Source organism: Simplicispira psychrophila DSM 11588, assembly GCF_000688255.1.
GTDB classification, from domain to species: domain Bacteria; phylum Pseudomonadota; class Gammaproteobacteria; order Burkholderiales; family Burkholderiaceae_C; genus Simplicispira; species Simplicispira psychrophila.
Map to the genome: position 1 here is coordinate 172,499 of NZ_JHYS01000004.1, position 20,249 is coordinate 192,747.

Sequence of the window (20,249 nt, forward strand, 5' to 3'; positions counted from 1 at the left end):
AAGGGGCTGTATGGCCGCACTACGGCGGATGGCCTGCGTGTTCCCAGCACCTGTGCTGTCGTCGGCTTTGTTTCGATGTGATTTTGCGTGGGTACGGCTTGGCGGGATGCTGCACAGAATGACCGGCGCCTTTGCATATTTACGCCATCCAGAATAAGAATAGGCATGTATGCCGGTTTCACCGCACACCCAGCTGGCATCTCAAGAAAGGCATTGCATGTCTGCTAAAAATGGCTTGACTCGAATGTGCGCCCTGTGCGGAAAGGACTTTCCGGAGCGCAATGTGATCTCTGGCGAGGCCGTGCGCAAGGAAATGTCGGATGAGATTTTGAAGGTCTTGCCCACTTGGTCGTCGGCATCCTACATTTGTCGGCCCGACTTGGCGCGGGTGCGTGGTCGGTATGTGCATGACTTGCTGGAGTCTGAAAGAGGTGAACTCACGTCGCTGGAGCAGGAGGTGGTGCGCAGCTTGCAAGAGCACGAAATTCTTTCTTCCAACATTGACGCCGAGTTTGAGCAGCAATGGTCTTTTGGAGAAAGGGTGGCCGACAAAATTGCTGCATTTGGCGGCAGTTGGGTTTTCTTGATCTTGTTCGGCGTCTTTCTGCTGGTCTGGGTGGCCCTGAATTCGCTGGTTTTGCTCTGGCGTCCCCTTGACCCCTATCCCTTCATTTTTCTCAATCTGATTCTTTCCTGCCTTGCCGCTGTTCAGGCACCCATCATCATGATGAGCCAGAACCGCCAGGAGGCGAAAGACCGTATCCGCTCCGAGCACGATTACCAGATCAATCTGAAAGCAGAACTGGAAATTCGCCACCTGCATGAAAAGATGGACCACCTTCTCTCCCACCAGTGGGAGCGCTTGGTCAAGATACAGGAGCTTCAACTGGAGGTCTTGGCGGATCTGGGGGCCGGAAAGCACCGTGCGCCTCCCGGAGGCTGAATGGCGCGCCAGCCGGTGTGCCGTAGACGCCTGTTTTTCTGGCTTGTCCCACCTCGCAACGCCGCGTATCCAGGCAAAAAAAGGGCGGCTTCAAAGCCGCCCTTTTTTACTGGATCACTGCTTTATCCCGTGTTTATCCCAATGCCTTCACCACCGCGTCGCCCATCTCCACGGTGCTGACCTTGGTCGTGCCGGTGCTGTAGATGTCCGGTGTGCGCAGACCCTGCGCCAGCACCGCTTGCACGGCAGTTTCGATGCGCTGGGCGGCGGTTTCCTGGTTCAGCGAGAAGCGCAGCATCATGGCGGCACTCAGGATGGTGGCCAGGGGATTGGCGATGTTCTGGCCGGCAATGTCTGGCGCGCTGCCGTGGCTGGGTTCGTACAGGCCCTGGTTTTTGCTGTTCAGACTGGCCGACGGCAACATGCCGATCGAGCCGGTCAGCATCGAGGCTTCGTCGCTCAGGATGTCGCCAAACATATTGCCAGTGACGATGACGTCGAATTTCTTCGGTGCTTTCACCAACTGCATCGCGGCGTTGTCGATGTACATGTGGTCCAGCGCCACGTCGGGGTACTGTTTGCCCACATCGATCATCACGTCTTGCCAGAACTGGAAAGTCTCCAGCACATTGGCCTTATCGACACTGGTCACACGCTTGCTGCGTTTTTGCGCCGCTTGGAAGGCGACGTGGGCGATGCGCTCAATCTCGGGGCGGCTGTAGCGCATGGTGTCGAAAGCTTCTTCTGCGCCGGGGAAATGGCCGTCGGTCGCGATACGGCGGCCACGCGGTTGACCGAAGTAGATGTCGCCCGTGAGCTCGCGGATGATCAGGATGTCCAAGCCTGCAATGATTTCGGGCTTGAGGCTGGAGGCATCGACCAGCTCTTTGTAGCAAATGGCCGGACGGAAATTGGCGAACAGGCCCAGGTGTTTGCGCAGGCCCAAAATAGCTTGCTCGGGGCGCAACGAGCGTTCCAGCTTGTCGTATTGCCAGTCGCCCACGGCGCCAAACAGGATGGCGTCGGCGTCTTGCGCCAGCTTGAGCGTCGATTCGGGCAGCGGGTGGCCGTGCGCGGCGTAGGCGACGCCGCCGACCAGCGCGGTTTCCATCTCGAACGGCAGGTCCAAAGCGCCGAGCACTTTGATGGCTTCAGCGACGATTTCGGTACCAATGCCGTCACCCGGCAGAACTGCGATTTTCATGCTTAAAACTCTCTTTTTAATAGCTACTAGCGCACGTGTTTAAAGGGCTAGAAGCTTATTTGACTATAAATTGACTAACTATTGGATTCAGCAGGCCATGCTGTGCGCCAGCCACGGTTTGGTGGCCAAGCGCTGGGCTTCAAACGCGGCGATTTTGTCTTTTTGGCGCAGCGTCAGGCCGATGTCGTCAAAGCCGCCTTGCAGGCAGTATTTGCGAAAGGCTTGCACCTCAAACGGGATTTCTTCGCCCTGCGGACGCACGACCACTTGGCGCTCCAAGTCGATGGTCAGCTGGTAGCCGGGGAAGGCCAGCACGTCGTCAAACAACTGCGCCACCGTGGCTTCGGGCAGCACGATCGGCAGCAGGCCGTTTTTAAAGCAGTTGTTGAAGAAAATGTCGGCAAAGCTGGGCGCAATCACGGCGCGAAAGCCGTATTGATCCAGTGCCCACGGCGCGTGCTCGCGGCTGGAGCCGCAGCCGAAGTTTTTGCGCGCCAGCAGGATGGATGCGCCGGCGTAGCGCGGCTGGTTCAGTACAAAGTCGGGGTTGGGCTGGCGGCTGGCCGGGTCTTGGCCGGGTTCGCCGTGGTCCAGGTAGCGCCACTCGTCAAACAGGTTGACGCCAAAGCCAGTCTTTTTGATGGACTTCAAAAACTGCTTGGGAATGATGGCGTCGGTATCGACGTTCTCGCGGTCCATGGGGGCGACGAGGCCCTGGTGGAGATTGAATTTCTGCATAAAACAAGTCCTTGGATGCGGTCAGGCAAATTGGCGAATATCGACAAAGTGGCCGTGCACGGCGGCAGCAGCGGCCATGGCCGGGCTGACCAGATGCGTGCGTCCACCCGCGCCCTGGCGGCCTTCAAAGTTGCGGTTGGAGGTGCTGGCGCAGCGCTCGCCCGGCTCCAAGCGGTCGGCGTTCATCGCCAGGCACATGCTGCAACCGGGCTCGCGCCACTCAAAGCCCGCGGCGCGGAAGATCACGTCCAGGCCTTCACGCTCGGCTTGCTCTTTCACCAAGCCCGAGCCCGGCACCACCAGCGCCAGCTTGACGTTGCTAGCTACTTTACGGCCCAGCTTTTTGACCACGGCAGCGGCTTCGCGCATGTCTTCGATGCGGCTGTTGGTACACGAGCCGATGAACACTTTGTCGATGGTGATGTCGTTAATCGCCTTGTTCGGCTCCAAGCCCATGTACACCAGTGCGCGCTCGATGGCGCTGCGCTGATTCGCGTCTTTTTCTTTGTCTGGATCGGGCACGCGGGCGTCGATGCCCAGCACCATTTCGGGCGAAGTGCCCCAAGTCACTTGCGGCACGATGGCGGCGGCGTCCAGTTTGACCACGGTGTCAAACGTGGCATCCGCGTCGGAGTGCAGCGTGCTCCAGTACGCCACCGCCTGATCCCATTCCACGCCGGTGGGCGACAGCGGGCGGCCTTTGACGTAGGCAATGGTTTTCTCGTCCACCGCCACCAAACCAGCGCGCGCGCCGGCTTCAATCGCCATGTTGCAGACGGTCATGCGGCCTTCCATGCTCAGGGCGCGGATGGCGCTGCCGCCAAATTCAATGGTGTAGCCGGTGCCGCCCGCCGTACCAATTTTGCCGATGATGGCCAGCACGATGTCTTTGCCGGTGATGCCGGGGGCAACGTGGCCATCGACCTGCACCAGCATATTTTTGGCTTTTTTGGCCAGCAGGGTTTGCGTCGCCATGACGTGCTCGACCTCGCTGGTGCCAATGCCGTGCGCCAGCGCACCAAACGCGCCGTGGGTGCTGGTGTGGCTGTCGCCGCAAACCACCGTCATGCCGGGCAGCGTCGCGCCGCTCTCGGGGCCAATCACGTGGACGATGCCTTGGCGCTGGTGCATGAACGGGAAGAACGCCGCCGGCGTAATTTGCGCCATGTTGTCGTTCAGCGTGGTGATTTGCTCTTTGCTGACCGGGTCGGTGATGCCGTCGTAGCCCTGCTCCCAGCCGGTGGTCGGCGTGTTGTGGTCGGCGGTCGCCACGATGGAGCTGGCACGCCAGACCTTGCGGCCGGCCTGGCGCAGGCCCTCAAAGGCTTGCGGGCTGGTCACTTCGTGCACCAGATGGCGGTCGATGTAGAGGATGGCGGTGCCGTCTTCTTCGGTGTGGACGACGTGTTCGTCCCAAATCTTGTCGTACAGGGTGCGTCCCATGGCGTGCTTTCCTTCAGGTGGGGGAGATTGATTTTAGGTGGTGCTGGTCGGGCTGGGCGTCTCCGCCAAGGGCGTCAGCAGATGCTCGACCAGCAGCCGTGCGGTGACCGGCAGGGCATCAAAGTCGCGTGCGACCAAGCGCAGTTCGCGCTGCGCCCAGGCGTCGTTCAGGGCGATGGCGTGCAGATTGCCGACGCCGCGCATCAGCGCAAAGGCGCGGTCGGGCAACAGTCCCACGCCCAGGCCGTTGTCGATCATGCGGCACATGGCGTCCAGACCGGTGACCTGGATGCGCTGGCGCAGTGGGCGACCGGCAGCCGCTGCAGCGGCGCGCATCGCTAGGCTGATGCTGCTGTGGGCGTGCAGGCCGACGATGTCCCAGTCCAGCACCTCGGCAAAATTAATAGCGGCTTGCGCAGACAGGGCATGGCCTTGCGGCATGACCAGCACCAAACGGTCGTGGCGGTAGGGGCGGCTTTGCAGGGCGGTGCCCACCGGGTTGCTCAAGCTGCAAATGCCCAGGTCGGCGGCGCCTTCTTGCACCGCGTGCAGTACGGCGGGGCTGAGGTGCTCTTGCAGGTCGATTTTGATTTGGCGGTGGGTACGGGCAAAGGCACCCAAATCTTCCGGTAAAAACTGCACGATGGCCGAGATGTTGGCGTGCATCCGCACATGGCCGCGCACGCCGCCGGCGTATTCGCTCAGCTCGCCCTGCATCCGCTCCAGCCCGAACAGCACGGTGCGCGCATGGTGCAGCAGGCTCTCGCCTGCCGGCGTGAGCGTGACGCCCCGGCTGTGGCGGTAGAGCAGGGCCGTTTCCACGGCGGTTTCCAGGTCGGACAGGCGTTTGCTGATGGCCGAAGCGGCAATGAACTCGCGTTCGGCCGCGCGGCCGATGCTGCCCAGCTCGCACACGGCGACAAACAGTTGCAGCGAGGTTAGGTCAATGCGGCGCGCAAAACTGCGCTCGGAGTTTTTCATGGGGGTGTGGGGGCTTCTCTGTTCGAGAAACTGTCTGTATTTTCCCCGCTATTTATGCGTGCAGACATCGTGAAATGCGATGGCCTGTATCGTGTTGGCGCAACTGCGGCTGCCTAGGGAATGGGCTGACTCTCAAAATAATAGCTATCAGCGCTTTATTGCAGTTGCTTTCAATATATTTAATGCTTGAAAGTACCTGTTTATCAGCGCTTGCAGCTCACTTTTTAATAGATGCCACAGCCACCCGTGCCGCTGCAGCGCAAGGGATCGCCTGCATTGACCATAAAAAAACCGCCTGGGCGCGGCAGCGGCAGACGGTTTTTTTGCGGGAGAGGGGGCTGCTTTAGCTGAAGAAGCTCTTCAGTTTGTCAGTCCAGCTTTCGCCGCTGGGTGAATGGCGACCGCCGCCTTTTTTCAGCGACTCTTCCAGTTCGCGCAGCAATTTGCGTTGGTGCTCGGTCAGTTTGACCGGCGTCTCGACCGCGATGTGGCAGTACAGGTCGCCGGGGTAGCTGGCGCGCACGCCTTTGATGCCCTTGCCGCGCAGGCGAAACTGCTTGCCAGCCTGCGTGCCTTCGGGGATGTCGATGGCGGCTTTGCCGGCCAGTGTCGGCACTTCAATCTCGCCCCCCAGCGCGGCGGTGATGAAGCTGACCGGCACCTGGCAGTGCAGATCGTCGCCGTCGCGCTCAAAGATGTCGTGCTTTTTCAGGCGAATTTCAATGTACAGGTCGCCCGGTGGGCCACCGTTGGTGCCGGGCTCGCCATTGCCGGTGCTGCGGATGCGCATGCCATCGTCAATGCCGGACGGAATCTTTACTTCCAGCGTTTTTTGCTTTTTGACCTTGCCCTGGCCGCTGCAACTGGGGCACGGTTCCGGAATGATCTTGCCGGTGCCACGGCAATGCGGGCAGGTTTGCTGCACGCTGAAAAAGCCCTGGCGCATCTGTACCGTGCCCGCACCGGCGCAAGTGGTGCAGGTCTTGGCGCTGGTGCCGACCTTGGCGCCGCTGCCGTGGCAGGTGTCGCAGGCCTCCCACGACGGAATGCGGATCTGTGCATCCTTGCCGCGCGCCGCTTCTTCCAGCGTCACTTCCATAGCGTAGCTCAGGTCGCTGCCGCGGTACACCTGGCGGCCACCTTGGCCGCGCCCGCGCCCGCCCTGGTTGAACATGTCGCCAAAAATATCGCCAAAAGCTTCAGCAAAGCCGCCAAAACCTTCGGTGCCAGGACCGCCGCGCATGTTCGGATCGACGCCGGCGTGCCCGTGCTGGTCGTAGGCCGCACGCTTGGGGGCATCCGACAGCATCTCGTAGGCTTCCTTGCACTCCTTGAACTTGTCCTCAGCGTCTTTGCTGGTGTCGTGCTGGTTGCGGTCCGGGTGGTGCTTCATCGCCAGCTTGCGATAAGCCTTCTTGATTTCTTCCTCGGAGGCATTTTTGGCAACGCCGAGGACTTCGTAATAGTCTCTTTTGGACATGGGTGGGATGGCTATCGGGTGAAAGAGGAACGCCGCGCCGAGCTCCCTGGGAGGGGCTCGGCGCGGCGGCTGAGGTCAGCGCGGGGCGCCAGTCTTAGTCTTTCTTGACTTCCTTGACTTCAGCGTCCACGACGTTGTCGTCGTGCTCGGGGGCGTTGGCACCGCCCGCTTGGCTGGCACCATTTCCAGCAGCAGCGCCGGCGGCAGTACCCGCTTGAGCAGCCTGGGCGGCCTGCTCATTGGCATACATCTTCTCGCCGAGCTTTTGACCGGCAGTCATCAGTGCGGTGGTTTTTTCTTCGATGGCGGCTTTGTCTTCGCTCTTGAGGGCTTCTTCCAGCGCCTTGACGGCCGCTTCGATGCTTGTCTTCTCGCCCGCGTCGAGCTTGTCGCCGTACTCGGTCAGGCCCTTGGTCACGCTGTGCAGGGCGGCTTCGCCCTGGTTGCGCGCTTGCACCAGTTCGAGCTTCTTCTTGTCATCGGCGGCGTTCAGCTCAGCGTCCTTGACCATCTGCTGGATCTCTTCTTCCGAGATGCCCGAGTTGGCCTTGATGGTGATCTTGTTTTCCTTGCCGGTGGCCTTGTCCTTGGCGCCGACGTGCAGGATGCCGTTGGCGTCGATGTCGAACGAGACTTCAATTTGCGGCGTGCCGCGTGCGGACGGCGGGATGCCTTCGAGGTTGAACTCGCCCAGCAGCTTGTTGCCGGCGGCAATCTCGCGCTCGCCTTGGAACACCTTGATGGTCACGGCCGGCTGGTTGTCGTCGGCGGTCGAGAAAGTTTGGGCAAACTTGGTCGGGATGGTCGTGTTCTTGGTGATCATCTTGGTCATCACGCCGCCCAGGGTTTCGATACCCAACGACAGTGGCGTCACGTCCAGCAGCAGCACGTCCTTGCGGTCCCCCGACAGCACTTGGCCCTGAATGGCTGCGCCCACAGCGACGGCTTCGTCGGGGTTGACGTCCTTGCGCGGCTCGCGGCCGAAGAACTCTTTGACCTTCTCTTGCACCTTGGGCATACGGCTCATGCCGCCGACCAGGATCACGTCGTTGACGTCAGACACGCTGATGCCAGCATCCTTGATGGCGATGCGGCAGGGGCCCATGGTGCGCTCGATCAGTTCCTCGACCAAGCTTTCCAGCTTGGAGCGCGTCAGCTTGATCAGCAAGTGCTTAGGGCCGGAGGCGTCGGCCGTGATGTAGGGCAGGTTGATGTCGGTCGCTGCCGAGTTGGACAGCTCGATCTTGGCTTTTTCGGCGGCTTCTTTCAGGCGCTGCAGGGCCAGCACGTCTTTGGACAGGTCGACGCCTTGGTCTTTTTTGAACTCGGCAATGATGAAGTCAATGATGCGCTGGTCGAAGTCTTCGCCGCCCAAGAAGGTGTCGCCGTTGGTGGACAGCACTTCAAACTGCTTTTCGCCATCGACGTCGGCAATTTCAATGATGGAGACGTCAAAGGTGCCGCCGCCCAAGTCGTACACGGCAATCTTGCGGTCGCCCTTTTCGGTCTTGTCCAGGCCAAAGGCCAGTGCCGCAGCGGTAGGCTCGTTGATGATGCGCTTGACATCGAGGCCGGCAATACGGCCAGCGTCTTTGGTGGCCTGGCGTTGGGCATCGTTGAAGTAGGCCGGCACGGTAATCACGGCTTCGGTCACTGGCTCGCCCAGGTAGTCCTCGGCGGTCTTCTTCATCTTGCGCAGCACTTCGGCGCTGATCTGTGGTGGGGCCAATTTTTGGCCGCGCACTTCAATCCACGCATCACCGTTGTCGGCTTTGACGATGGAGTAGGGCATCAGGTCGATGTCCTTTTGCACTTCTTTTTCGTCAAATTTGCGACCAATCAGGCGCTTGGAAGCGTAGATGGTGTTGCGGGGGTTGGTGACGGCTTGGCGCTTGGCTGAGGCACCGACCAGAATTTCGCCGTCTTCTTGGTAGGCAATGATGGACGGCGTGGTGCGCGCACCTTCGCTGTTCTCGATCACGCGCGTGGTGTTGCCTTCCATGATGGAGACGCAGCTGTTGGTCGTGCCCAAGTCGATACCAATGATTTTTCCCATTTTTTTCTCCGCAATGTTTGAGTGAATTCGATGTGTGCTATCTGGTGATTACCGGGCCTGCTTCAAGTCCGGTGCACCAGGTTTTGGCGTTTTGTTTTATTGGGGGCCAGCGACGGTCACCAGAGCCGGGCGCAGCACGCGGTCGGCAATCAGATAACCTTTTTGCAGCACCATCACCACGCTGTTGGCCTCTTGCGCCGCTGGCACCACGCTGATCGCTTGGTGAAAGTGCGGGTCGAACTTGGTGCCGGCGCTGGGGTTAATCGCCAGCAGCTTGTTGCGCTCAAACGCGGCCAGCAATTGGCGCAGTGTGGCGTCCGTGCCTTCGCGCAATTGTTGCGCGGTGGCTTCTGGCATCGCCAAGGCGGCGTCCAGGCTGTCGGCCACGGCTAGCAGGCTTTCGGCAAAACCTTCAATGCTGAATTTGCGGGCTTTGCTGACTTCTTCTTCAGCGCGGCGGCGGGCGTTTTCAGTGTCGGCCTTGGCGCGCAGAAACTGGTCGGCCAGATCAGCGCTTTTGGCCTTGAGCTCGGCCAGCTCGGCATTCAGGCGATCCATTTCGTCGGAGGTATTGGCGGCCATGGCGGCTTCCGTCTCTTCAGGGGAAAAAGGAGCAGATGGGGAGGTGGATGGCTGGTGTTTGTCGGACATGGCGGGTAGTTTGTTATGGAAAGAAACCGTATGCGATGCACACATGGGGTGGTGGGTCGGTATTTCAAGGCAGCACCGATCCGGGGGAGGCAATGACGGCTGCTGGCCGCATATTCTTTGGGGTACTGCAGCGCACCGTAGCCACGGCATACTATAATTGCCGGCTTTGCCTTGCCGCATCACTACAGACGCAGTGGGCGGTTTTCACCCAAAAGGAGTATGCATGCGTCATTACGAAATCATTTTGTTGATCCATCCGGATCAAAGCGAGCAGGTTCCCGCCATGCTTGAGCGCTACAAGGGCATGATCACCGCTGGCGGTGGCAAGGTGCACCGCGTGGAAGACTGGGGCCGCCGTCAACTGGCGTACCTGATCAACAAGTTGGCCAAGGCCCACTACCTGTGCGTCAACATCGAAGCCGACCAGGCCGTGATGGCTGAACTGGAGCACGCCTTCAAGTTCAACGACGCCGTGCTGCGCCACCTCACCGTGTTGAAGAAGACTGCCGACACCGGCCCTTCTTCCATGATGAAGACCGTCGAGCGCGAAGAAGCCCGTAAGGTCAGCCAAGCCGAATACGCAGCCTCCGGTGAGCGCGGTGAGCGCCAAGACCGTGGCGAGCGCCAAGAGCGCGGCGAACGCGCTGAGCGCACGGAACGCACCGAGCGCTAAGCACCCCGGTTTGCCAAGGGAGTGGAGAACCGCGTTGCTTTGACCGCTTGTATCGCCGAGGCCCAGGCCTTGCGATTCACACCTGCCGGATTGCCTGCCATTGAGTTGCGCCTGGAGCACCACTCACAACAGGAAGAGGCCGGTCAGCCACGCGAAGTCAAGGCGGCGATCAAAGCAGTAGCTTTTGGTGCCATGGCTGAGCGATTGGCCCAACAGCCCATCGGCAGCGCCTGGTGCTTCACCGGCTTTTTAGCCACCCCGCGTAACGGCAAACATGCAGTGCTGCACGTTCAGGATATTCAAACAAATTAATTTTCGAGAGGTCCGCAATGGCCACGTTCAAGAAATTCAACAAAGACAAGCGCCCTAAGCGCAATACCCAATCGCTGCTGTTCAAGCGCAAGCGCTTCTGCCGCTTCACCGTCACTGGCGTCGAAGAAATCGACTACAAGGATGTGGACACGCTGCGCGATTTCATCGCTGAAAATGGCAAGATCATCCCCGCGCGCCTGACCGGCACGCGCGCCATCTTCCAGCGCCAGCTGAACACCGCCATCAAGCGCGCACGCTTTTTGGCCCTGGTGCCGTACAGTGACCAGCACAAGATCTAAGGAGCACAACCCATGCAAATCATTCTGCTCGACAAGGTTGTGAACCTCGGTAACCTGGGCGATCTCGTCCGCGTGAAAGACGGTTACGCCCGCAACTTCCTGATTCCTGCTGGCCGCGCACGCCGCGCCACCGAAGCGGCCAAGGCCGAATTCGAAGCCAAGCGCGCTGAGCTCGAAAAAGCCGCAGCTGCCAAGCTGGCAGCTTCCGAAGCCGACGGCGAAAAGCTGGCCGGCAAGGTCTTCAAGCTGACGCAAAAGGCGGGTGTGGACGGCCGTTTGTTTGGTTCGGTCACCAACGGCGACATCGCCGAAGAGCTGAACAAGCAAGGCTTCAAGGTGTTGAAGGGCCAAGTGCGTATGCCCAATGGCCCTATCAAGACTATCGGCGACACCACCATCAGCGTGGCGTTGCACACGGACGTGGCGGTTGAAGTGACTGTTTCGGTGTACGGCGAAACCGTCTGATTGCCTTTTCAGGCTCTCGCACAAAAGCCGCCCTCGGGCGGCTTTTTTCTTTTTGGTGCGGCGACTGCCGCCGACGTTCTTAGCCGGGCTGCTAGGATCAAAAATTGGCCTTTCGAGGAACCCCATGTCTGACGATTTTCTGCCCAGCGACAGCGGCTTTGCCCCCTACGACCGTGACATTGCTCCCCTGCGTGTGCCGCCGCACTCTATTGAGGCCGAATCGAGCGTGCTTGGCGGCCTGCTGCTGGACAACAACGCATGGGACCGCGTCGGCGATCTGCTCGCCGAAGGCGATTTTTACCGCCACGAACACCGCCTGATTTACACCGCCATCGCCAGCCACATCAACGCCAGCAAGCCGGCCGATGTCATCACGGTGTACGAAAAACTGCAAAGCCAGGGGAAGGCCGAAGAAATAGGTGGGCTGGCGTACCTGAATGCGCTAGCGCAATACGTGCCCAGCGCCAGCAATATCCGCCGCTACGCCGAGATCGTCCGTGAGCGCGGCATTCTGCGCAAACTGGTCACCGCCAGCGATGAAATCGCCACCAACGCCTTCAACACCCAAGGCCGGCCAGTAGACAAAATTCTGGACGAAGCCGAGCAAAAAATCTTCCACATTGGTGAAGAAGGCTCGCGCATGAAACAAGGTTTCCAAGCCATGGAAACTTTGGTGGTGGACCTGCTCGACCGCGTGCAAGAAATGGCCGACAACCCCAACGACATCACCGGCGTGCCGACGGGATTTATCGATTTAGACCGCATGACCTCCGGCCTGCAAGCTGGTGACATGGTGGTGCTGGCGGCGCGCCCGTCGATGGGTAAAACGGCCTTCGCCGTGAATATTGCCGAGCACGTCGCGCTGCACGAAGGTTTGCCAGTGGCCATCTTCTCGATGGAAATGGGTGCCGCGCAGTTGGCGGTGCGCGTGGTCGGCTCGATTGCGCGCATTGACCAAGGCCATTTGCGCACCGGCAAGTTGTCGGATGACGAGTGGCCACGTTTGACGGAGGCGATTGAAAAGCTGCGCAATGTCTCGCTGCACATTGATGAAACCCCCGGTCTGACGCCTACCGAGCTGCGCGCCAACGCGCGCCGGCTTGCGCGCCAGTGCGGCAAGTTGGGGCTGATCGTGGTCGATTATTTGCAATTGATGAGCGGATCAGCCAGTTCGCAGGGCGAGAACCGCGCCACCGAACTGGGCGAAATCTCGCGCGGTTTGAAGATGCTGGCGAAAGAGCTGCAATGCCCGGTGATTGCGCTGTCGCAGCTCAACCGCAGCGTTGAAACCCGCACCGACAAGCGCCCGATGATGTCGGATTTGAGGGAGTCTGGTGCGATTGAGCAGGATGCAGACATCATCATGTTCATCTACCGCGATGACTACTACAACAAGGACAGCAAAGAGCCCAACGTCGCCGAGATCATCATCGGCAAGCAGCGCAACGGCCCAACCGGTACAGTGAAACTGTTCTTCCAGAAGTCGCAAACGCGCTTTGAGAGCTTGGCTTTAGGCTCTAGCGATAATTTTTAGTCAAAACAGCCGCTAGTCCTTTAGATATATGCGCTAATAGCTATCAATAGCATAGTAAAAATCGTTCGATAGGGGCGTAAAAAAAGAGCTGCCCATGTGGCAGCTCTTTTTCTTGGTGGGTGGCGTTAGAGGGTTACAGCACTTCGCTGGCAAAGTCCGCCAAACGCGAGCGCTCGCCGCGTGCCAGGGTGATGTGACCGCTGTGTGCCCAGCCCTTGAAGCGGTCTACCGCAAAGGTCAGGCCGGAGGAGCCTTCGGTCAGGTAAGGCGTGTCGATCTGTGCCAGATTGCCCATGCAGATGATCTTGGTGCCGGGGCCAGCGCGAGTGATCAGCGTTTTCATCTGTTTGGGTGTCAGGTTTTGCGCCTCGTCGATGATGACGTACTTGTTCATGAAAGTGCGTCCGCGCATGAAATTCATGCTCTTAATCTTGATGCGGCTGCGGATCAGTTCGTTGGTGGCGGCGCGTCCCCATTCGCCGGCGTTGCCGCCGTCGCCCTTGGCCAAAAACTCGAGGTTGTCGTCCAATGCGCCCATCCACGGGCCCATTTTTTCTTCTTCGGTGCCCGGCAGAAAACCGATGTCCTCGCCGACGCTGACGGTGGCGCGGGTCATGATGATTTCGGTGTAACGGCGCTCGTCCAGCACCTGCGTTAGGCCAGCGGCCAGCGCCATCAGCGTTTTGCCGGTGCCCGCCGTGCCCGCGAGGGTGACGAAGTCGATATCCGGGTCCATCAGCAGGTTGATGGCAAAATTTTGCTCGCGGTTGCGTGTGGTCACGCCCCAGACAGCGTTCTTGGCGTGGCCATAGTCCTTGAGCGTTTTGAGCACCGCCGTTTTATCGCGAATTTCGCTGACGCGCGCGTACAGGCTGGGCTCGCCGGGAGACTCGAAGTAAACGAACTGGTTGATCATCAGTTGCGGCACGATGGGGCCACTGATGCGGTAGTAGGTGTGCGCGCCGCTTTGCCAGCTTTCCATCGATTTGCCGTGGCTGCTCCAGAAATCAGCCGGCAACACCAACATGCCCGCATACAGCAGGTCGTCGTCGGCCAGCACCTTGTCGCTTTGGTAGTCCTCGGCCGGCAGGCCCAGCGCGCGTGCTTTGACACGCATGTTGATGTCTTTGGACACCAGCACCACCTCGCGTGGTGCGTGTTGTTGGCGCAGGGCTTCGACCACACCCAAAATCTGGTTGTCGGCCTTGCCTTGTGGCAGGCTGCTGGGCAGGTGGTAGTCGAGCGCGGTGGTCTGAAAGAACAGGCAGCCGCCGGCGCTGCGCTGGCCGGTGGAGTCGAGTTTCAGGCCCAGGGCGATGTCGGCGCCGCTGGCACCCGCCAGTGCGTCGAGCGAGCGGCTGATCTGACGAGCATTGCGCGCCACTTCGGTCATGCCTTTTTTGTGCGCGTCCAGTTCTTCCAGCACGATCATCGGCAGGTAGATGTCGTGTTCTTCAAAGCGGAACAGGCTGGTCGGGTCATGCAGCAACACGTTGGTGTCGAGTACAAACAGTTTGGCCAGGCCAGTACCGCGTGCTTTGCGGCTGCGCGCTGGAGCGGCAGCTGCAGCGACAGGCGCAGCCTTTACGGGCGCCCGCGCCGGGGCTGTTGGGGCCGTTATTTTGGCGCTGACGGGAGTGGCTGCAGGGCGGGTATCGCGCGCCATCGCGGGTGCTGCGACGGGCGCTGCCACGGATGCTGGTATCGGCGCGGCGCTGCTGCGGCGTGATTTGGCGGCCGGCGTGCGTGCAGCAGGTGCTGCGGCGCTCGTCACTGGCCCGTTTTCGCGTGCTACGGAGCGGGCTGTGGCCTCTGGCGTGGGGATGGAGGCTTTTACTGCCAAAGGCGATAAAGGCGACGCAGTTTCAGCGGGCGCCTTACGTGTCTGGACGGCCGCGACGTTATAGGCTTCAGGCGCGAGCAGGGACGCGCGTCGGGTGGGGGCTGGGGGCAGGGGCATGGTGCAAGGGCCTCAGGCTGATGATCTGGTTGCAGATAGCAAAAAGCCGCCTGGTCACCCAGGCGGCTTGGTTGCAAAAAGAGAGCGGTGCGCGGTTCAGCAGCATGGAACCATTATGCATGTCACCGGTGACACGCTGCGCCGGCGTAGAGCGGGGGGCGAGGGCCGGGTTCAGGCCGCCTTTTTCAGGGCGTTGAGCGACTTGACGGCCTTGAGCACTTCTTCAACGTGGCCGGGCACCTTGAGGCCGCGCCATTCGTGGGTCAGAATGCCTTCTTCGTTGATGAGAAAGGTGCTGCGCTCAATGCCTTTAACCTTTTTGCCGTACATAATTTTGTTTTTCACGACGCCAAACATGTGGCACATTTTCTCTTCGGTATCGGCGACCAGCTCAAACGGCAATTCGAGGTTCTGTTTGAAATCGTCGTGCGATTTCATGTTGTCGCGTGACACACCAAACACGGCGGCGCCGGCTTTCACGAAGTCTTTGTAGTTATCGCGAAATTGCATTGCCTCTGTGGTGCACCCAGGGGTATGATCTTTTGGGTAAAAGTACAAAACCATTACTTGGCCCATGTGGGAAGTATTGGATACTCTGAGCCCACCAGTAGCTACGGCTTCGAATTCGGGGAGGAGTTTGTTGACAACGATCGCCATATAAATTTGGATCCTCTGGGTGAAGTCGTTGAAATTCCGGGGGGAATTGGTTGTTCTTATTCTTCAATCCCGCGGCTGCAACCCGAAATTTTACCCCGAAACCCCCCCTCAAGTCAAAGTGGCGGCGCTTCCAAGACCAGCGCGGCGATCACATGGCGCCCTTCTGCGGCCAAAATATTGTAGGTGCGGCACGCCGCATGGGTGTCCATCGACTCAACCCCAATGCGCTGCGCCATCAGCGGTTGAAGCCATGCCGGTGGGGCAAAACGGGTGCGGGTGCCACTTCCAAAAATCACCAATTCCGCCTCTAGTGGCGCCAGCTGGGCGAAGTGCTCGGGCGTCAAAGCTTCAAAGCGCGCGCAGGGCCAAGCGATGCGTACGCCGCGTGAACTCAAAATCACGCTCTCGGTGATTTTTTCGGTGCCCAGGCTGATCCAGCCTGGGCCGTAGCCAGTAATGCTTTGTGCTTCGGGAAGGTCGGCGTGGATTTTCATGGCGGCTCGCGGGGAATGTGGTGCGCGCAACTCCGGTCTGGAGGGCGCAACTGTGGTCAAATTATAGGTTTCGCCGCGCTACTCCCGTGTGACGGCAACGCTTTGACCCTGGCCCCGGCCCTGACTGCGCATGAAACCCATTCTCAAATCCGCCAAGCTCGCCAACGTCTGTTATGACATCCGTGGTCCCATCATGGATGCGGCCAAGCAGATGGAGGAAGACGGGCACAAAATCATCAAACTCAACATCGGCAATTTGGCGGTGTTTGGGTTTGACGCGCCCGAAGAAGTGCAGCAGGACATGATCCGCAATCTGCCCAATTCGGCCGGTTACTCCGACAGCAAAGGCATTTTTGCCGCGCGCAAAGCGGTGATGCACGAGACGCAAAAGCAGGGCATCAAGGGCGTCACGCTGGACGACATTTATCTGGGCAACGGCGCCAGCGAGTTGATTGTCATTGCCACCAATGCGCTGCTGGACACCGGTGATGAGTTGCTGCTGCCTTCGCCCGACTACCCGCTGTGGACGGCGGCGGCCAGTTTGTCGGGCGGCACGCCGGTGCACTACACCTGTGACGAAGCCAATGGCTGGATGCCCAATTTGGACGACATCCGCGCCAAAATCACGCCGCGCACCAAGGGCATCGTGGTTATCAACCCCAACAACCCGACCGGCGCGCTGTATTCCGACGCGCTGCTCAAGTCCATCGTCGCCATTGCGCGCGAGCACGGTTTGGTGATTTTTGCCGACGAGGTCTACGACAAAGTGTTGTATGACGGCGCGCGCCACACGCCGCTGGCCAGTTTGTCCACCGACGTGTTGACCTTGACCTTTAACTCGCTGTCCAAGGCCTACCGCTCGTGCGGCTATCGCGCCGGCTGGATGGTGGTGTCGGGCGACAAAAAGCCGGCTAAAGACTACATCGAGGGGCTGAACATGCTCTCGAATATGCGCCTGTGCTCCAACGTGCCGGGCCAGTGGGCGATTCAAACCGCTCTCGGCGGGCACCAGAGCATTGACGAGCTGGTCGGCGAAGGTGGTCGGCTGCGCGTGCAGCGCGATTTGGCGCACCAGTTGATTACGCAAATTCCGGGTGTCACCTGCGTCAAGCCGCAAGCGGCGCTGTATATGTTTCCGCGCCTCGACCCCGAGATTTACCCGATTGAGGACGACCAGCAGTTCTTTTTAGAAATGCTGCAAGAAACCAAGGTGATGCTGGTGCAAGGCACCGGTTTTAACTGGCCAGCGCCGGATCACTTTCGCATCGTCTTTTTGCCGCACGAAGCCGATTTGCGCGAAGCGATTCAGCGCGTCGCCGGCTTTCTCGAAAAATACCGCCGCCGCCACGCCAAGGCTTGAAAGCGCTCGGTTAAAGCGGCACGTTAATTCACTCATTTTTTAATAGCTGCTAGCGCACGTAAACAGTGGGCTACAGCCTCTTTTGACTGGTAATTCTGTATGAAATCGATCCAAGTAGGCTTGTTCGGCATTGGCACCGTAGGCAGCGGCGTGTTTAACGTACTGCAACGCAACCAGGAAGAAATTTGCCGCCGCGCAGGCCGTGGGATTGAAATCACCATGGTGGCCGACTTGGACACCGCCCGCGCGCAAAGCTTGGTCGGCCCCGGCGTACAGGTGGTCAGCGACGCGCGCGCCATCATTGCCAACCCGGATATCGACATCGTCGTCGAGCTGATTGGCGGCTACGGCATCGCCAAACAACTGGTGCTGGAAGCCATCGCCGCCGGCAAGCACGTCGTGACGGCCAACAAAGCGCTGCTGGCGGTGCACGGCACCGAGATTTTTGCTGCTGCGTCCGCCAAAGGCGTGATGGTGGCGTTTGAAGCGGCGGTTGCCGGTGGCATCCCCATCATCAAGGCGCTGCGCGAAGGTTTGACTGCCAACCGTATCCAGTGGCTGGCCGGCATCATCAACGGCACCACCAACTTCATCTTGAGCGAGATGCGCGACAAGGGCATCGACTTTGATGTCGCCCTGCAAGACGCTCAACGCTTGGGCTACGCCGAAGCCGACCCGACCTTCGACATCGAAGGCGTGGACGCCGCGCACAAAGCCACGCTGATGTCGGCGATTGCCTTTGGCATTCCGGTGCAGTTCGACAAAGCCTACGTCGAAGGCATCACCAAGCTGGCAGCCGCTGACATCAAATACGCCGAGCAACTGGGCTACCGCATCAAACTGCTGGGCATCAGCAAGCGCACCGACGCGGGTGTTGAGCTGCGCGTTCACCCCTGCCTGATTCCGGCCAAGCGCCTGATTGCCAACGTCGAAGGCGCGATGAACGCTGTCGTGGTCAATGGCGATGCGGTCGGAACCACGCTGTATTACGGCAAAGGTGCTGGCAGTGAGCCGACCGCCAGCGCGGTGATTGCCGATTTGGTCGATATCACCCGCCTGCACACCGCCGACCCGCACCACCGCGTGCCGCATTTGGCCTTCCAGCCGCACACGCTAAACGACGCTATGGGCACGCTGCCAGTGCTGCCAATGAGCGAAGTTGTCACCAGCTACTACCTGCGCCTGCGCGTGGCGGACCAGGCCGGCGTGCTGTCCAAAGTGGCCGGCATTCTGGCCGACGCGGGCATCAGCATCGACGCGCTGCTACAGCGTGAAGCCGACGAAATCGGCGGCGAAGGCTCGACGCAAACCGACCTGATCATCCTGACGCACGACACGCGCGAAGGCACGATGAACGACGCCATCGCGCAAATGCAAGCCCTGCCGACAGTGCTGGCACCCATCACGCGCATCCGCAAAGAAGAGCTGAACTAATCGGGAACAAGGGACTAAAACGCCATGCTGTACCTCTCCACACGCGGCCACGCCGAGCGCAAACACTTCTGCGACATCTTGCTGGCGGGCCTGGCGCCCGACGGCGGCCTGTACCTGCCGGTGTCCTACCCGCAGGTGGACGATGCCATGCTGACCCGGCTGCGCAACGTCTACCACCAGCAGGGTTACGCCGAGCTGGCGTTTGAAATCCTCTCGCTCTACATTGACGACATTCCCGCTGACGACCTGCGCGCGCTGTGCCAAAAAACCTATACCGCCGAAGTGTTTGGCACTGGCGAAATCGTGCCGCTGCGCCACCTTGAAAACGGTTTGTGGCTGGAAGCGCTGTCCAACGGCCCCACGCTGGCGTTCAAAGACATGGCGATGCAGCTGCTGGGCAACTTGTTCGAGTACGAACTGGCGCGCCGCGGCGAAGAGCTGAACATCTTTGGTGCCACCAGCGGCGATACCGGCAGCGCGGCCGAATACGCCATGCGCGGCAAGCAGGGCGTGCGCGTCTTCATGACCAGCCCGCATGGCCGCATGAGCGCGTTTCAGCAGGCGCAAATGTTCAGTCTGCAAGACGAGAACATCCACAACATCGCCATTGAAGGCGTGTTTGACGACTGTCAAGACATCGTCAAAGCGGTTAGCAACGACCACGCGTTCAAGGCGAAATACAAGATTGGCACCGTCAACTCCATCAATTGGGCGCGCCTCTTGGCGCAGGTGGTTTATTACTTTGCCGGCTACGTGCAGGCGACGGAGCGCAACGACCAAAAAGTCAGCTTCACCGTGCCATCGGGCAACTTTGGCAACGTCTGCGCTGGCCACGTGGCGCGCAGCATGGGCTTGCCGATTGACCAATTGGTGGTCGCCACCAACGAAAACGACGTGCTCGATGAGTTCTTTCGCACCGGCGTGTACCGCGTGCGCGGCAGTGCCGATACGCACGAAACCTCCAGCCCGTCGATGGACATCAGCAAGGCCAGCAACTTTGAGCGCTTTGTGTTTGACCTGCTGGGCCGTGACGGCGCGCGCGTACAGGCGCTGTTTGGTGAGGCGTTGGCGCGTGACGGTCAATTCGATTTGAGCGCTGACCCTGCCTTTGCCGAAGCCGCTAAAAAATACGGCTTCGTCAGCGGCAAAAGCACCCACGCCGACCGTTTGGCCACCATCCGCGACACCTTTGAGCGCTTTGGCGTCACCGTGGACACCCACACCGCCGACGGCGTGAAAGTGGCCCGCGAACACCTGCAAGCCGGTCAGCCGATGCTGGTGCTGGAAACCGCACTGCCGATCAAGTTCGCTGAAACCATCGTCGAAGCACTCGGCCACGAGCCTGAGCGCCCGGCCCAATTTGCCGGCATCGAAGCGTTGCCCAAACGCGTGCAGGTGATGGCGTGCGACGTGCAGTTGGTCAAAGACTACATCGCCCGCCATTGCGATTGAGGGTTGCGCGCTGGGTCGCCGACGCGTAGCGCAGCAGGTGCGTATGCCAGGGATCCTGTGCGCGCTTGGGGGCTGTCAAGCGGCGCAAACAATCGGCGCTCCTACGGTCTGCT

General features: G+C 60.0%; 19 protein-coding genes. 9 read left to right on the top strand and 10 right to left on the bottom strand.

The features are described 5' to 3' along the window. Positions 1-217 precede the first annotated feature (217 nt). On the top strand, positions 218-943 hold the full coding sequence (locus tag Q390_RS17750) for a DUF1003 domain-containing protein (RefSeq protein ID WP_051603080.1): 726 nt from the start codon (positions 218-220) through the stop codon (positions 941-943). Between the two features lie 133 nt (positions 944-1,076). Here Q390_RS17750 and leuB read toward each other — a convergent pair whose 3' ends face one another. The 7 genes from leuB to grpE form a co-directional block, all read right to left on the bottom strand. After that, positions 1,077-2,147 (bottom strand): 3-isopropylmalate dehydrogenase, encoded by a 1,071-nt coding sequence (gene leuB / locus Q390_RS0106185; protein ID WP_027995275.1) that lies wholly within the window; start codon positions 2,145-2,147, stop codon positions 1,077-1,079. An 87-nt stretch (positions 2,148-2,234) separates the two neighbouring features. Further along, positions 2,235-2,885 carry a 3-isopropylmalate dehydratase small subunit gene (gene leuD / locus Q390_RS0106190; RefSeq protein WP_027995276.1) on the bottom strand — a complete coding sequence of 217 codons (651 nt, stop codon included), beginning with the start codon at positions 2,883-2,885 and terminating at the stop codon, positions 2,235-2,237. 21 nt (positions 2,886-2,906) lie between these two features. Continuing rightward, a complete protein-coding gene (gene leuC / locus Q390_RS0106195) occupies positions 2,907-4,328 on the bottom strand; it encodes a 3-isopropylmalate dehydratase large subunit (protein ID WP_027995277.1) in 1,422 nt (473 codons plus the stop codon). 33 nt (positions 4,329-4,361) lie between these two features. Then, positions 4,362-5,309 carry a LysR family transcriptional regulator gene (locus Q390_RS0106200; RefSeq protein WP_027995278.1) on the bottom strand — a complete coding sequence of 316 codons (948 nt, stop codon included), beginning with the start codon at positions 5,307-5,309 and terminating at the stop codon, positions 4,362-4,364. A 343-nt stretch (positions 5,310-5,652) separates the two neighbouring features. Next, positions 5,653-6,789: a molecular chaperone DnaJ gene (gene dnaJ, locus Q390_RS0106205; protein WP_027995279.1), complete on the bottom strand. Its 1,137-nt coding sequence runs from the start codon at positions 6,787-6,789 to the stop codon at positions 5,653-5,655. 94 nt (positions 6,790-6,883) lie between these two features. After that, the gene (dnaK, locus tag Q390_RS0106210) at positions 6,884-8,845 is read right to left on the bottom strand and encodes a molecular chaperone DnaK (protein WP_027995280.1); all 1,962 of its coding nucleotides are present in this window, start codon (positions 8,843-8,845) and stop codon (positions 6,884-6,886) included. Between the two features lie 96 nt (positions 8,846-8,941). Continuing rightward, positions 8,942-9,496, bottom strand: a complete 555-nt coding sequence (grpE, locus tag Q390_RS0106215; protein ID WP_027995281.1) for a nucleotide exchange factor GrpE — start codon at positions 9,494-9,496, stop codon at positions 8,942-8,944. A 223-nt stretch (positions 9,497-9,719) separates the two neighbouring features. Between grpE and rpsF the strand changes: the two genes are divergently transcribed. The 5 genes from rpsF to dnaB all read left to right on the top strand — a co-directional run bounded on the left by rpsF (position 9,720) and on the right by dnaB (position 12,779). Further along, positions 9,720-10,169 carry a 30S ribosomal protein S6 gene (gene rpsF / locus Q390_RS17755; protein WP_051603081.1) on the top strand — a complete coding sequence of 150 codons (450 nt, stop codon included), beginning with the start codon at positions 9,720-9,722 and terminating at the stop codon, positions 10,167-10,169. Between the two features lie 21 nt (positions 10,170-10,190). Beyond that, complete coding sequence (gene priB / locus Q390_RS0106225; RefSeq protein ID WP_027995282.1) at positions 10,191-10,481, top strand: primosomal replication protein N; 291 nt, start codon at positions 10,191-10,193, stop codon at positions 10,479-10,481. A gap of 17 nt (positions 10,482-10,498) precedes the next feature. Beyond that, positions 10,499-10,780 (top strand): 30S ribosomal protein S18, encoded by a 282-nt coding sequence (gene rpsR, locus Q390_RS0106230; RefSeq protein WP_005795932.1) that lies wholly within the window; start codon positions 10,499-10,501, stop codon positions 10,778-10,780. 12 nt (positions 10,781-10,792) lie between these two features. Then, a complete protein-coding gene (rplI, locus tag Q390_RS0106235) occupies positions 10,793-11,245 on the top strand; it encodes a 50S ribosomal protein L9 (protein WP_027995283.1) in 453 nt (150 codons plus the stop codon). 124 nt (positions 11,246-11,369) lie between these two features. Continuing rightward, positions 11,370-12,779, top strand: coding sequence for a replicative DNA helicase (dnaB, locus tag Q390_RS0106240; RefSeq protein ID WP_027995284.1), 1,410 nt, complete (start codon positions 11,370-11,372; stop codon positions 12,777-12,779). Between the two features lie 133 nt (positions 12,780-12,912). Here dnaB and Q390_RS0106245 read toward each other — a convergent pair whose 3' ends face one another. The 3 genes from Q390_RS0106245 to Q390_RS0106255 all read right to left on the bottom strand — a co-directional run bounded on the left by Q390_RS0106245 (position 12,913) and on the right by Q390_RS0106255 (position 15,890). Beyond that, complete coding sequence (locus Q390_RS0106245; protein WP_027995285.1) at positions 12,913-14,739, bottom strand: PhoH family protein; 1,827 nt, start codon at positions 14,737-14,739, stop codon at positions 12,913-12,915. Between the two features lie 171 nt (positions 14,740-14,910). Continuing rightward, positions 14,911-15,396: a peroxiredoxin gene (locus tag Q390_RS0106250; protein WP_027995286.1), complete on the bottom strand. Its 486-nt coding sequence runs from the start codon at positions 15,394-15,396 to the stop codon at positions 14,911-14,913. 113 nt (positions 15,397-15,509) lie between these two features. Next, positions 15,510-15,890, bottom strand: coding sequence for an Mth938-like domain-containing protein (locus tag Q390_RS0106255; RefSeq protein WP_027995287.1), 381 nt, complete (start codon positions 15,888-15,890; stop codon positions 15,510-15,512). A 130-nt stretch (positions 15,891-16,020) separates the two neighbouring features. Between Q390_RS0106255 and Q390_RS0106260 the strand changes: the two genes are divergently transcribed. From Q390_RS0106260 to thrC, 3 genes are all read left to right on the top strand, one after another. Continuing rightward, positions 16,021-17,250 (top strand): pyridoxal phosphate-dependent aminotransferase, encoded by a 1,230-nt coding sequence (locus Q390_RS0106260; protein WP_027995288.1) that lies wholly within the window; start codon positions 16,021-16,023, stop codon positions 17,248-17,250. Positions 17,251-17,349: 99 nt separating this feature from the next. Then, positions 17,350-18,684 carry a homoserine dehydrogenase gene (locus tag Q390_RS0106265; RefSeq protein ID WP_027995289.1) on the top strand — a complete coding sequence of 445 codons (1,335 nt, stop codon included), beginning with the start codon at positions 17,350-17,352 and terminating at the stop codon, positions 18,682-18,684. A 24-nt stretch (positions 18,685-18,708) separates the two neighbouring features. Beyond that, on the top strand, positions 18,709-20,136 hold the full coding sequence (gene thrC, locus Q390_RS0106270) for a threonine synthase (RefSeq protein WP_027995290.1): 1,428 nt from the start codon (positions 18,709-18,711) through the stop codon (positions 20,134-20,136). Positions 20,137-20,249: the final 113 nt, after the last annotated feature.